Here is a 12517-nt window from a genome sequence, read left to right on the forward strand (position 1 = left end):
CGGGCGGCCCCGGGGGGGGGGGGGGCGGCCGCGCGGCCCCCCCCCCCCCCCGGGGGCCCGGGCGCGGCGGCGGGGGGGGGCGGGGGCCCCCGCCCCCCCCCCCCCCCCCGGGGCCGGGCCCCCCCACGCTTCCACCGAGCCCGGACAACCTTCGGCCTATTTGTCTAGACCTATTTTGTCTAGACCTCTTGCCCCACCCGTCTTCGCGGGCTACGTTTCGCGCTGTTCGGGGACCTTCGCGTTTCCCTCAAATCCCCTGATGGGCAAGGCTGGAAGGAGCATGTCCGCATGCAGCACCGGAGTCTGTCCAGACGAACCGTTCTCGCCTCCGCGACCGTGGTCGCCGCGAGCGCCACGGGCGTCGTCGGCGGGGCGGCCACCCCCGCGGCCGCGCACGGGCGCGACCACCGCCTCAAGAAGCTCGTCTCCAGGATGAGCGTCGAGGCGAAGATCGGCCAGCTGTTCGTGCCGTACTTCTACGGGACGTCGGCGACTTCTCCCAGCCAGTCCGACCAGGACCGCAATCTCAGTGAACTCGGCGTCCGCACCGTGGCCGAGCTCATCGCCAAGTACCACATCGGCGGTGTCATCTTCTTCTCCGGCTGGGCGAACAACATCCAGGACCCCAGCCAGATCGCGGACTTGGCCAACGGTGTGCAGCGGGCCTCACTCGCCCTGCCCACCCCCGTTCCCTCCCTGATCTCCATCGACCAGGAGCACGGCGCCAACGTCCGCATCGGCAGCGGCGTCACCCAGCTGCCGGGCGCGATGGCGCTCGGCGCGGGCCGATCGCTCTCGGACGCCCGCACCGCCGGACGGATATCGGGCACCGAACTCGCCGCCCTGGGCATCCACCAGAACTTCGCCCCGGTCGCCGACGTCAACGTCAACCCGGCCAACCCCATCATCAACGTCCGCTCCTTCGGCGCCGACGCCCGCGAGGTCGGTCGCATGGTCGCGGCGCAGGTGACGGGCTATCAGCAGGCCGGCGTCGTGGCCTGCGCCAAGCACTTCCCGGGCCACGGGGACACCGGGCAGGACAGCCACACCGGACTGCCCGTGATCACCCACACCCGCGAGGAGTGGGAACGCGTCGACGCCCCGCCCTTCAGGGCCGCGATCGCCGCCGGCGTCGACTCGATCATGACCGCGCACCTCCAGGTCCCGGCGCTCGACCCCAGCAACGAACCGGCCACCCTGTCGCCCGCGATCCTCCAGGGCGTGCTGCGCGACGAGCTCGGCTTCGACGGAGTGATCGTCACCGACGCCCTCAACATGCAAGGCGTGCGCACCAAGTACGGCGACGACCGCGTACCCGTCCTCGCCCTCAAGGCCGGCGCCGACCAACTGCTCTTCCCGCCGGACATCGACGTCGCCTACCACGGTGTCCTCGCTGCCGTCCGCAGCGGAGAGATCACCGAGGACCGCCTCGACGAGTCCGTCCTGCGCATCCTGCGGATCAAGGACAAGGCCGGTCTCTTCGACGGCAGCCCGTACGTCTCGCAGAGGCAGGTCGACCGGGTCGTCGGCGCCCGCGGCCACCGGCTCGCCGCCGCGCGGATCGCCGAGCGCACCACCACCCTGCTGGTCAACAGGCACCGGGCGCTGCCGCTGCGCCGCAGACAGCAGAAGCTGCTCGTGGTCGGCGCGAGCCCGGCCTTCCCGACCGACGACACCCGTACCACGGTGCCCGAGCTGGCCAAGGCGTTCGACGATCTGGGCTACCGCACCACGCACCTCGCGACCGGCCGGGAGCCCGACGCCGCGAAGATCGACGAGGCCGTGGCCGCCGCACGGGGGCGGGACGCGGTGGTGGTCACCACCGACAACGTCGGCGCCACCAGCGCCCAGCGCACCCTGGTGTCCCGGCTGCTCGCGACGGGCGTCCCCGTCGTCCACCTCGCGGTGCGCAATCCCTACGACATCGCCCACCTCGGCGACGTCCCGGCCTCGCTGGCCTCCTACTGCTGGACCGAGATCGAACTGCGCGCCGCCGCCCGGGTGATCGCCGGCCGCGTCGAACCGCGCGGCAGGCTGCCCGTGCCCGTCCAGCGGGCCGACGACCCGACCAGGGTCCTCTTCCGCACCGGTCACGGCCTGTCGTACGACGACTGACCTCCGCGGGCCCGGCCGGGCGGCCCGTGAGCCACCCGGCCGGGGTCATGTCCCCGGCGCACAGCCGGTGGTCCGCGCCCGCGCCGGTGGCGCGGGCTTCGGGCTCAGTGCCCCATCATGGCGGTGGGGTCTGCGGCCTTGACCTTCTTGCGGGGCAGCAGCGCGGCGGGGACGAGGCACACGGCGACGAGGACGGTCGCCACCAGGAACACCGAGGCGAACGCGTCACCCATCTGCGAACGCACCTCGTCCGGAGTGGTCGCGGTGATGTCCTTGAGTCCGTTGGTGAGGAGCACCGAGAACAGAGCGGTGCCTATCGAGGCCGCCACCTGCTGGACGATGTTCATCAGCGTCGATCCACGGGCGACCGTGTGCTCCTTCAGGGTGGCCAGCGCCGACGCCATGATCGGCATCATCGCGGCACCCATGCCGAGGCCCATCACGAAGAGCGCGGTGACGACGTACGCATAGGAGGTGTCGGCGGTGAGCTGCGTGAACATGCCCATGCCGACAGTGATCACCGCGATGCCGGTCAGTACGATCTTGCCGGGGCCGATGCGGTCGGCGAGCATCCCGGCGATCGGCATGGTGATCATGGCGCCGATGCCCTGCGGAGCGAGAAGCACTCCCGAGTCGAGTGCCGACTCCCCGCGCACCTGCTGGAAGTAGAGCGGGAACAGCAGGCTGGCGCCGAAGAACGCCATGGCGAACAGCGACATCGCGATCACGGCGACGCTCATGTCCCTGTTGCGGAAGAGCCGCAGGTCGATCAGCGGGTGGATGTTGCGCCGCCGCAGCGCCCAGGGGACGAACGCGGCGAGGAGAACCAGACCGATGGCGGCGGGCACGAGGACCTTGGCGGCCCAGACCGTGCCGGTCTCCGGGATGGACGAGACGCCGTACAGGAAGGTCGCCAGTCCGGGCGACAGCATGAGCATGCCCTGCCAGTCGAAGGTCTCGGAGGGCTCCACGCTGTCCTTGGGCAGGACGACAGCGGCGTAGCCGAGGGCTATGGCACCGATCGGCACGTTGATCAGGAAGATCCAGTGCCAGGAGGCGACGTCGATCAGCCAGCCGCCCAGGATGGGGCCGAAGATCGGGCCGAGCAGCATGGGGATGCCGAGTACGGCCATCACCCGGCCGACCCTCTCGGGGCCTGCCGCGCGCGTCAGGATCGTCATGCCGAGCGGCATCAGCATGCCGCCGCCCAGGCCCTGGACGACCCGGAACGCGACCAGCATCTCCAGGGAGTTGGCGGCCGCGCACAATGCGGACCCGGCCGCGAACAAGGTGATCGCGAGCAGGTAGAGCCGTTTGGTTCCGAACCTGTCCGCGGCCCAGCCGGTGAGCGGGATGACGCTCGCCAGCGCCAGGGTGTAGCCGGTCATCGTCCAGGCCACCTGGGCCGAGGTCGCGTCGAACTCCTTCTGGAACGTCTGCAGCCCGACCGAGACCACGGTGATGTCCAGGATCGACATGATCCCGCCGAGCACGACCACCCCGGCGACGAGAAGGACCTTGCTGTCGAGCTTGTCGCGAGCTCCACCCCCGGGAGGGCTTGGCTCGGTCTGTTGCGACGTGGTCATTACTCAGCCTTTCGACGTAAAGACGGGGCCGCCTGGTCGCCCGGCCCCCACCACCTGCGACCTCCGGACAGCCGCGACCGCGCCGAGCTCCGGCGGAGACGGAGAGGGGCTGCGCCCTCCCGCGCGAGGCGGTCGGAACCCCACCGGGCACCGGGTCCACGGCAGACGCCTCGAAGGCGAGCGGTATACACGCGATCCGTTGTGGCACACGAATGTACCAGCGCCGGTGTGCCGCTACGGATCCGAGAGCCGACGGGGAAGGTGCACGTCCGGGGCCGGGACGCGCCAACGGTTCGCCGCCGCCGTCCTGGGAACTCAGGACGGCATGATCCTCCGAAACATCGGGTGGGGTTGCGCAGCGGGAGCTGCCGGCACCACCGCACTGAACGCCGTCGGCTACGTCGACATGGCGGTGCGGCGGCGGGCGGCCAGCAACGCCCCCGCAGCCGTGGTGGACGGACTCGCCACACGGCTGGGGCACCCGGTGCCGAAGATGACGGGACGCGAGAACCGGCTCTCCGCGCTGGCGGCACTGGCGGGCATCGCCACGGGAACCGGTGTCGGCATCGCGGTGTCGCTGCTGCACGGAGCCGGGGCACGCGTGTCCCTGCGGCTGGGTGCCGCGTTGACCGGGGCGGCGGCGATGGCCTGCGCAGACGTCCCCATGGCCCTTCTCGGGGTGAGCGACCCGCGTACCTGGAGCAGAGGCGACTGGGCGTCGGACGTGGTGCCGCACCTGGTCTACGGCCTGGTCACCTACGGCATCGTCACGGCATCGCAGAAGCAGCGCTGGTGCCCGGGCACCCACGCTCACCAGGACGCACCGGTCGGACGCCACTAGCGTGATGCCATGACGACCTGGTTGCCCCTGGACGCCGTACCGCGGCTGTCCGGCGCCCTCGCCGTCGGGGTCGTGGTGGGTGTCGCGGTGGGACTGGGAACCGGCGCGGTGCTGGGGGCCCTGGCCGGGATCGCGGCGACGGAGCTCGTCTTCACCCCGGCCGGATGGATCGTGCTGTGGTCGATGGACGCGTCCGCCTGATGTACGCCACCCGCAGCATCCTGGCAACCGCCATCAACCTCGTTGCCGGGCTCGTCACTGGCCGAGCACACTGGACGGGGCGTGCGGACCGGACGGAACGGAAAGGAGCGACCACGAATGCCGGACGAATTCTCCGTGGGAGACCACGTGCGCTGGAACTCCGAGGCCGGATACGTCGAAGGCGTCATCGTCGAGAAGCACACCCGCGATGTGCGATTCAAAGGCCATACGCGCCGCTGTTCCCCGGAAGACCCGCAATACGAGATAAAGAGCGACAAGACCGATCATGTCGCCATGCACAAGGCTGGAGCACTGAAGAGGACGTAGGAGCGGCCGGCGGTCCGCGACGAGCACGCGCGGGTCCGCGACGGCCACCTCACCTGCCCGGCAACCGACTTGGAGGTGCCGTGACCTTCGTCGACGACGTCCGGGACGCGGTGTGCTCGATCCCCGCGGGCGCCGTGGCCTCCTACGGTGACATCGGTCGGCGGGTCGGTGTCGGTGCCCGCCAGGCGGGGCGGGCCATGAGCCTGCTCGACGAGAACGTGCCGTGGTGGCGTGTCGTGTACGCGGACGGGACGCCGCCCTCCTGCCACGGTGGGCGGGCGCCGGTGCTGCTGCGGGACGAGGGAACGCCGATGCTCGGGGCGCGGGTGGACATGGCCCGGGCGCGTCACCACTGGCCGCGGTGACACGCGCCGGTATTCCGCCGGCCGGGGTCAGGTGGCCACGAGCAGTGTCTGAGGCGCGGCCGTCTTCATGCGCATGCGCAGCCAGTCGAGTTGGGCCGTGGTCTCGGTCGAGCAGGTGTCGACGGCCTCAAGGAGTTCGTGGTCGCGCAGGGCGCTGCCCGCCTGGGTGACGAGGTGCCAGGTGATGTCGACGAGGTTGACGAGTTGGTAGAGGTCCAGCAGGTCGCGCAGGAGCCCCGCGGGCCCCGTCCGGGCGGTGGTGAGGCCCTGGGCGTGGAGGCGTTCGGGTGCGGGCTCGTCGGCCGCGCCGAGGCGGTCGAGGACGGGGGCCAGTGCTTCGCGGTGGGCGGCGCACTGTCGGGCGAAGCGCGCGGTGGCCCAGTGGACGTCGGCGTCACCGGTGTGGCCCTCGGAGACGACCGTGAAGCTGCTGCCCAGGGTGGCTTCGCCGGTGTGCTGGAAGCCCAGGTAGGTCACGAGGTGCATGGTGTGCTGCCCTTCAGTCGCGGACCGTGTCGAGGGGGCGGACCGGCGCGGAGGCCGTGTTGACGGGCGCCGGCGCGGGCCCGTCTCCGGCCGCGATCCGTTCGACCGAGACGGCGGCGACCTTGAGCTCGGGTTGTTTGGAGACGGGGTCCCAGCCGGTGAGGGTGAGTTCGTTGGCGGCGGTGCCGCCGTCTCCGTAGTGCCACGGCGCGAAGACGACGCCCTCCCGGATGTGCGAGATGCGTGCCGGGGCCTCGACGGAGCCCCGGCGGGAGGTGACGCGCACCAGGTCGCCCTCGCCGATGCCCAGTCGCCGGGCGTCGGGTTCGGAGAGCTCGACCCACATCGAGGGAGCGGCGTCGTTGAGCTGCCTGCTGCGGCGGGTCTTGGTGCGGGTGTGCCAGTGGTAGACGGTCCGGCCGGTGGTCAGCCGCAGCGGGTAGGCGTCGTCGGGTTCCTCGAAGGCGTGCTCGTAGGCAGTGGTCTTCAGGATGGCGCGCCCGTCGACGCGACGGGCCCGGTAGGCGGTTTCGCCGACCGGTGCGCCGGTGGCCAGGTCGTGGCCGTAGGTCTCGCACATGCCGGCGTCGGTGTTGAACACGCCGTCGGTGTAGAGCCGTTCGGTGCCCTCGGGTGCCTGCTCGGTACAGGGCCACTGGATGCCGCCGACGTCGTGCAGCTTCCGGTAGGTCAGCCCGCTGTAGTCGCAGGGGCGTCCGGAGCTCGCCGCCTTCCACGCCTCGAAGGCCTCCTCCGGGGTGTCCCAGGCCGGCAGCGGGCGGCCGTCCTTGTCGGCGAGGCCGAGGCGACGGGCGTAGTCGGTGAAAACAGCCTGGTCGCCCCGGGCCTCGCCCGGAGGCTCGACGGCCTTCTCCTGGAGGTGGACGGTGCGGTCGACTGGAGGTGGACGGTGCGGTCGACGTTGGTGAACGTGCCGGTCTTCTCCGCCCACAGCGCCGCGGGCAGCACCACGTCGGCGAGTTCGGTGGTCTCGGTGCGGTACCCGTCGGAGACGACGACGAAGCACTGGTCGCCGGAGAGGATCCGGCGGATCCGGGCGAGGTCGGGCATCGACACCGCCGGGTTGGTGCCGGCGATCCACAGGAAGCCGACGGAGCCCTGCTCGGCGTAGCGGAAGATCTCGTTGGCGTTGGTGGGAGGAGACCAGTGCGGGATGGTCATGGGGTCGACGTTCCACAGTTCGGCCAGCTCCCGCACGTGCTCGGGGTTGTCCCAGTTGCGGAATCCGGGGAGGGCGGGACCGCACCCGGCCTCGCGGTTGTTCTCCGCGGAGGGCTGGCCGTTCATCTGGAGGATTCCGGCTCCGGGACGGCCGAGCATGCCACGCAGCAGGTGCAGGTTGTTGACCTGGCAGGAGGCGGCGGTGGCCTGGTGGGACTGGTAGTAGCCCATCGAGCAGGTCGAGACCACCCGTTCGCTGGTGCCGAAGATCTCGGCGGCGGCGCGGATGTCGTCGGCGGGTACGCCGCAGATGCCGGCGGCCCACTCCGGTGTCGCCCCGCGGGTCAGCGCGTCGAGCTGCTCGAAGCCCACCGTGTGCGCGCCGATGTAGTCGCGGTCGGCCCAGCCGTGCGCGATCAGCTCGTGTACCAGGGCGTTCATCAGGGCGAGGTTGGTGCCGTTGCGAATCGGCAGATGGACACTCGCCCGTTCGGCGACCTTGGTCCGCCGGGGGTCGACGCACACCAGCCGCGGCGGGTCCGCCGCCTCCAGCCGGTCGAGCATCCGCGCCCACAGCACGCTCTGGGTCTCGGCGACGTTGTGCCCGAACAGGAACAGCGCGTCGCAGCTGTCGACGTCCGTGTACGAGCCCGGCTGCCCGTCCGAGCCGAAGCTCTCCTGGAAGGCGGAGGCCGCGGTGGCCGTGCACAGCCGGGTGTTGCCGTCCATGTGCGGGGTGCCGATGCCCGCTTTGCCGATCACGGCCAGCGTGTAGTACTCCTCGATCGTCAGCTGACCCGAGGTGTAGAACGCGTGGCTGAGCGGGCCCTTGCCGTCCAGCAGGGCACGTGAGCGCTCGACCACCCGGCTCATGGCGGTCTCCCAGTCCGTCTCGACCAGCCGCCCGCCCTCGCGGATCAGCGGCACGGTCAGGCGGTCGTGCTGCTCGCCCTGCCACCCGTACAGTCCCTTGGGTCCCAGACGGTCGTGGTTGATCCGGTCCTCGGCCCGTCCCCGGACACCCACCATGCGGCCGTCCCGGACGGCGACCTCCAGGCCGCAGCCGTTGGAGCACAACAGGCAGGCGCCGCGCACCCAGGTGTCGACGTCGGCCTCGCCCACCCCGTCGATCAGGTACTGGTCCACGCGCCGTGGCCACGGCGTACCCGCGGTGTGCGGGGTGCCCGGCCCCCAGATGTCCGCGATGCGATCGCTAACCATGCCTGTCGTCCTCTCGTGTGGCTGTGTCCGAGCGCTTCCTCTCGGGCTGGATGACTGCCTTGACCACGGCGACCGCCACCGCGGTCCATGCCGCGAAGCCGATCCGCACCTCCACCCCGGCGATGTCGGCCATGAACGACGGCTATGCACAGATTCTTGCGACATCGAGGAACATGCCGCATCCCGGAGCGGGGTGGCCGAACGACGACGACGGACTCCGCCGTCCAGGGCGCGCGACGCGCTCACGCCGCACGGATCGAGGTGACTTCGTAGATCACGGCCGAGCTCCTCGCCGCCCCGCGGCACGTCAACCGGTGCGGTGGGGTGCGGTACGACCGGACCTCGACGTCGAACAGTGCCTCGCGGGGCGGGCGGCCCGCGACGCGGATCCTCCAGCGGTCGCCGTCGCGCGAGGTCTCGGTGACCGCGTAGTCCTGCCGGCCCGCGGGTCCGGCCAGTTCGAGGACGGCGGCGACGGCGGCCTGCTGCGGTGGGAAGAGGTCCGTGTACCCGCGCAGGTGCTCGGCGTGGATCCGGCCGGCCAGATGCTCCCCGACCGCCTCGACGGACGACCGGGCGTCGAGGCCGCCGTAGTAGACGCCGTCGGGCGCGACGAGGACGTTCGCGGCGTACCTGTCGCCGCCGACGTGCGTGCACTCCCACACGAGGTCCGGCCACCGCTCGCTCAGCGCACGTGCCACGGGCCGTCCGCGCACCGCGCAGCAGGGGTCGTGCTGACCGTGCGCGCAGACGAGGACGACGGGCGGCAGAGCTGCTTCTCCCGGGGCGTCGAGGGCCTCCGCGACCTCGGCCAGGTCCGCGTCCGAGCGCCAGGTGCCCCATCGCTGTCGGTGGGCCCCGGAACGCTCGTGGCGCAGTACGGCCCAGTGCGGCGCGGCACCCGAGGACGTGCGGCGCCCGTGCCGCCTGACCAGGAGGATCCGAGCCCGTACCGCCTGCGCGGCGCGGTACACGCGTGTCTTGACGTCCGGCCGGAGGTCGAGACCGTCGAATCCGTTGGCCGGCCAGCCTCCCCGGTGTTCGACGAGGATCCAGACGCCGCCGTACGGTGCCGTGCCGCCGACGGGGTCGCCGCGGGTGCGGGCGGCGTCGGAGCAGAAGAAGGGGCCGGTCGCAGCCGCCTCGGGCGTCACGGGTCGGCGGGCACCAGTACGCCCGCGCGCAGCAGCCTCCCGGCGAGTGCGACGCCGAGGTCGCCGGCCGTGTGTACGCCACCGTCGAGCAGGCGGGTCACGGACGCCGTGTCGCTCCGGGGGAACTCGAGCCGGCCCACGCGGGTACGCAGGCACTGGCCCTCCAGGCTCGCCCGGAGCCCCGGACGCAGCCGCACCGCGGAGTCGGGCCCGAGTCCTTCGACGGCCTCGAACTGGCTCAGCGGCCCGAGCGGCGCGGGCCGTCCCTGCCCGCGCCGGGCCCGGTGGAACAGCGGTGCGGGGTCCGCCTCCTCGACGGCGGCGACGAGGAGGCCCCGGACGAGGTCGATCTCGTCGCGCGGTTCTCCGACTCCGAGGGCGAGGGTGGTGCGCATCCGGGGGTCGTCGCGCAGCAGCGCGAGGGCCGCCCGGGTGAGCTGTTCGGCCAGCGCGTACCGCGTCCAGGTGTGGATGCCCAGGGTCAGGTGGATGGAGACCGCGCCCTGCGCCCGGGCGGAGTGCAGCCACCCTCGCGGCAGGTAGAGGGTGTCGCCCGGTTCGAGGACGGTGTCGATGCGGGCGTCGCCCTTCGCGGCCTCGGCCACGGCCGAACGCCGGTCGGTCCAGGGCTGGTCGCGCAGGGGGTCCGGGTGGACGGGCTCGTGGATCAGCCAGCGCTTGGTTCCCTGGATCTGGACGACGAAGACGTCGTGGACGTCGTAGTGGTCGTCGAACCCTCGGCTCTGCGGTGGGGTGATGTACGCATTGGCCTGCACGGGGTGCCCGAGCTCCGAGCCGAGGCCCGCGACGAAGTCCCCGACCGGCTGCCAGGTGCGCTGGAGCGCCTGCAGCACGAGCGTGGCCCCGTCGCGGAACGCCCGCCACACGGCGGTGTCGTCGAGCTGGTCGGAAATGGTGGCTCCGACACCGGCGGACGAGGTGAACGACGTCTCGGGCAGCGCGGAGCCGTCCTTGGCCATGCGGAGGAACGGTGTACGCAGCCCGCGGCGCGAGACCAGTTCGTCGACGGCGTCCGCGGAGAACAGATCGGAGAAGTCGTCCGCTCGCCGTGTGTGCCGCGCCGTCCGCGCCCAGACGTCACGGGCGAATTCTTCCCGGCTCAGGTCGGTCAGGCGGTCCAGCACCCCGGCGCCCGGTGTCGCGGGGCCGCGGTGCCGAGATCCGCCGGGGAGGGCGTTCAAGTGCCGCTGGAGGAATCGTCCGCGCCTCCATCGGCGCCGCCGTCGTGCACACCGGGCGTCCCGGCCGCACCACCGTCCGCCGGACCCTCCGCACCACCATCGGCCCCACCGTCATGCACACCGGGCGTCCCCGCGGCACCACCGTCCGCCGGACCCTCCGCACCACCATCGGCCCCACCGTCATGCACACCGGGCGTCCCCGCCGCACCACCGTCCGCGGGGCCTTCTTGCTGGTTGGGGTCCTGCTCAGGACTGGCCATGACTCCTCCTGCGGGTCTGGCAGGTAGAGACCGGGCTCCCGACGCGCGGGTCTGATCACCGCACGCGGCGGTCTCTCGTGAGCCCCCCCACCGCCACCGTAGCGCCACCCGACCGAAGCCTCGACTCGAGCGAGAGCCCTGGCGGCGTCGCGTCCGGTCACCTCGGCCGGGCGGCCGGAAACGCGCCGGGTCTTGACTTGGGAGACCCTGTTGAAGGACGTACTGACAGGGCACCCTCACAGCGGCAGCGCGAGGTGTACGGCCAGCTGCCGAAGAACGGAGCGCACGCATGACCATCCTGGACGAGACCTACACCCTGTCCAACGGGGTCGAGATCCCCAAGCTGGGGCTCGGTACCTGGTTCATCGACGACGACCGGGCGGCCGAGGCGGTCCGCGCAGCCGTGGAGACCGGCTACCGCAACATCGACACCGCCCAGGCCTACGGCAACGAGCGCGGCGTCGGGGAGGGCGTGCGCACCGCCGTTGTGCCCCGCGAAGAACTGTTCGTCTCGACCAAACTCGCGGCAGAGATCAAGGACTACGACCAGGCCGTCGACGCGATCGACGGGTCACTGCAGAAGCTCGGCATCGAGTACATCGACCTGATGCTCATCCACAGCCCGCAGCCGTGGGACGACTTCCGTGGCGGCGACTACGCCGAGGGCAACCGCGCGGCATGGCGCGCGCTCGAAGAAGCCCATCGGGCCGGCAGGATCCGCTCCATCGGGGTGTCCAACTTCCAGCAGGAGGACCTGGAGAACATCCTCCAGGACGCGGCCGTCGTACCGCACGTGAACCAGCTGCTGGTCCACGCCGGCAACACCCCTGCGCAGCTCCTGGAGTACTGCGAGGGCAGGCAGATCCGCGTCGAGGCGTACTCGCCGATCGCACACGGCGCGATCCTGCGGAACACCGAAGTCCAGACGATGGCGGAGAAGTACGGCGTGTCCGTCCCGCAGCTGTGCATCCGCTACACCCTGCAGCTGCGCACGGTGTCGCTGCCCAAGACGGCGAACCCCGCTCACATGCGCTCCAACGCCGACGTGGACTTCGAGATCTCCGACGACGACATGGACGCCCTGCGGGACCTGCGCGACGTGGACTACGGCGAGCACAGCGCGTTCCCCGTGTACAGCGGCAAGTGAGGCGCGAGGCAGGGCGTCCCGGTCGACTGGCCGCCATCGACGCGTCCGTCATTTCCGCAGGTCAACGCACCCTTCCGCGCGGCTTCAACGGCACCGCCGGCAGCTCCGGGGCGGGCAGCGGGGCTCCGTCGTAGCCCTTGACCTCGCCGAACCGTGTCCCTTCCATCCAGTCCCGGCGGGCCTGTACGATCTCCTCCTGGGAGCGCCCGATCCAGTTCCAGAACATAGCGAATCCTGCACACATTTGCGCAGGTCAGCGGTGTTCCGGATCGACGACGGTGAGCAAACTGTCGTCATCGGTCCTGGAGGGGTCAGCAACCGTGAGTGCCACTGGCTTGGTTCGTGGGATGGGTTCGTTTTTCAAGGAGTGTGAGCATCCGCGGTCGCGGTGGTCGAAGTGCCCGCACGCGTACAAGGTGCGGTATCGGTC

At 71.3% G+C, this 12517-nt stretch carries 11 protein-coding genes and 2 pseudogenes; 6 read left to right on the top strand and 7 right to left on the bottom strand.

Features of this window, described 5'->3' with window-relative positions; translation table 11 throughout:
• The first annotated feature begins 288 nt into the window (after positions 1-288).
• The gene (locus tag ACIQFU_RS38205) at positions 289-2115 is read left to right on the top strand and encodes a glycoside hydrolase family 3 protein (protein WP_402557963.1); all 1827 of its coding nucleotides are present in this window, start codon (positions 289-291) and stop codon (positions 2113-2115) included.
• A 104-nt stretch (positions 2116-2219) separates the two neighbouring features.
• On the opposite strand, the gene ACIQFU_RS38210 is transcribed toward ACIQFU_RS38205, so the two are convergent.
• Positions 2220-3701 (bottom strand): DHA2 family efflux MFS transporter permease subunit, encoded by a 1482-nt coding sequence (locus ACIQFU_RS38210; protein WP_402557964.1) that lies wholly within the window; start codon positions 3699-3701, stop codon positions 2220-2222.
• A gap of 328 nt (positions 3702-4029) precedes the next feature.
• On the opposite strand from ACIQFU_RS38210, the gene ACIQFU_RS38215 reads away from it, so the two are divergent.
• The 4 genes from ACIQFU_RS38215 to ACIQFU_RS38230 all read left to right on the top strand — a co-directional run bounded on the left by ACIQFU_RS38215 (position 4030) and on the right by ACIQFU_RS38230 (position 5435).
• Positions 4030-4542 carry a hypothetical protein gene (locus ACIQFU_RS38215; RefSeq protein ID WP_402557978.1) on the top strand — a complete coding sequence of 171 codons (513 nt, stop codon included), beginning with the start codon at positions 4030-4032 and terminating at the stop codon, positions 4540-4542.
• A 9-nt stretch (positions 4543-4551) separates the two neighbouring features.
• Positions 4552-4743: a hypothetical protein gene (locus ACIQFU_RS38220; protein ID WP_402557965.1), complete on the top strand. Its 192-nt coding sequence runs from the start codon at positions 4552-4554 to the stop codon at positions 4741-4743.
• Between the two features lie 117 nt (positions 4744-4860).
• Positions 4861-5070: a DUF2945 domain-containing protein gene (locus ACIQFU_RS38225; RefSeq protein WP_402557967.1), complete on the top strand. Its 210-nt coding sequence runs from the start codon at positions 4861-4863 to the stop codon at positions 5068-5070.
• 80 nt (positions 5071-5150) lie between these two features.
• Positions 5151-5435, top strand: a complete 285-nt coding sequence (locus tag ACIQFU_RS38230) for an MGMT family protein (protein ID WP_402557968.1) — start codon at positions 5151-5153, stop codon at positions 5433-5435.
• A gap of 27 nt (positions 5436-5462) precedes the next feature.
• Here ACIQFU_RS38230 and ACIQFU_RS38235 read toward each other — a convergent pair whose 3' ends face one another.
• The 5 genes and pseudogenes from ACIQFU_RS38235 to ACIQFU_RS38255 all read right to left on the bottom strand — a co-directional run bounded on the left by ACIQFU_RS38235 (position 5463) and on the right by ACIQFU_RS38255 (position 10623).
• Positions 5463-5921: a hypothetical protein gene (locus ACIQFU_RS38235; protein ID WP_402557969.1), complete on the bottom strand. Its 459-nt coding sequence runs from the start codon at positions 5919-5921 to the stop codon at positions 5463-5465.
• 13 nt (positions 5922-5934) lie between these two features.
• Positions 5935-8324: pseudogene (locus ACIQFU_RS38240) on the bottom strand (molybdopterin oxidoreductase family protein).
• Complete coding sequence (locus tag ACIQFU_RS38245) at positions 8317-8457, bottom strand: hypothetical protein (protein WP_402557971.1); 141 nt, start codon at positions 8455-8457, stop codon at positions 8317-8319. Before ACIQFU_RS38245 ends, ACIQFU_RS38240 begins: the two are co-directional and overlap by 8 nt.
• 109 nt (positions 8458-8566) lie before the next feature.
• Positions 8567-9478, bottom strand: coding sequence for a sucrase ferredoxin (locus tag ACIQFU_RS38250; protein WP_402557973.1), 912 nt, complete (start codon positions 9476-9478; stop codon positions 8567-8569).
• Positions 9475-10623 carry a cupin domain-containing protein gene (locus tag ACIQFU_RS38255; RefSeq protein WP_402557974.1) on the bottom strand — a complete coding sequence of 383 codons (1149 nt, stop codon included), beginning with the start codon at positions 10621-10623 and terminating at the stop codon, positions 9475-9477. The genes ACIQFU_RS38250 and ACIQFU_RS38255 overlap by 4 nt, the downstream gene beginning before the upstream one ends.
• A 606-nt stretch (positions 10624-11229) precedes the next feature.
• Here ACIQFU_RS38255 and ACIQFU_RS38260 point away from each other — a divergent pair.
• Positions 11230-12087 (top strand): aldo/keto reductase, encoded by an 858-nt coding sequence (locus ACIQFU_RS38260; protein WP_402557976.1) that lies wholly within the window; start codon positions 11230-11232, stop codon positions 12085-12087.
• Between the two features lie 61 nt (positions 12088-12148).
• Here the strand turns inward: ACIQFU_RS38260 and ACIQFU_RS38265 are convergent.
• Positions 12149-12313: pseudogene (locus tag ACIQFU_RS38265) on the bottom strand (pirin family protein); the annotation flags it as partial.
• Positions 12314-12517: the final 204 nt, after the last annotated feature.

Origin of the sequence: Streptomyces sp. NPDC093065 (assembly GCF_044754585.1) — a bacterium.
In the GTDB taxonomy this organism is placed as follows: Bacteria; Actinomycetota; Actinomycetes; order Streptomycetales; family Streptomycetaceae; genus Streptomyces.

Coding starts and splice junctions, on each gene's coding strand:
- ACIQFU_RS38235 (WP_402557969.1), bottom strand. CDS start 5,921: ATGCACCTCGTGACCTACCTGGGCTTCCAGCACACCGGCGAAGCCACC.
- ACIQFU_RS38225 (WP_402557967.1), top strand. CDS start 4,861: ATGCCGGACGAATTCTCCGTGGGAGACCACGTGCGCTGGAACTCCGAG.
- ACIQFU_RS38205 (WP_402557963.1), top strand. CDS start 289: ATGCAGCACCGGAGTCTGTCCAGACGAACCGTTCTCGCCTCCGCGACC.
- ACIQFU_RS38245 (WP_402557971.1), bottom strand. CDS start 8,457: ATGGCCGACATCGCCGGGGTGGAGGTGCGGATCGGCTTCGCGGCATGG.
- ACIQFU_RS38220 (WP_402557965.1), top strand. CDS start 4,552: ATGACGACCTGGTTGCCCCTGGACGCCGTACCGCGGCTGTCCGGCGCC.
- ACIQFU_RS38210 (WP_402557964.1), bottom strand. CDS start 3,701: ATGACCACGTCGCAACAGACCGAGCCAAGCCCTCCCGGGGGTGGAGCT.
- ACIQFU_RS38260 (WP_402557976.1), top strand. CDS start 11,230: ATGACCATCCTGGACGAGACCTACACCCTGTCCAACGGGGTCGAGATC.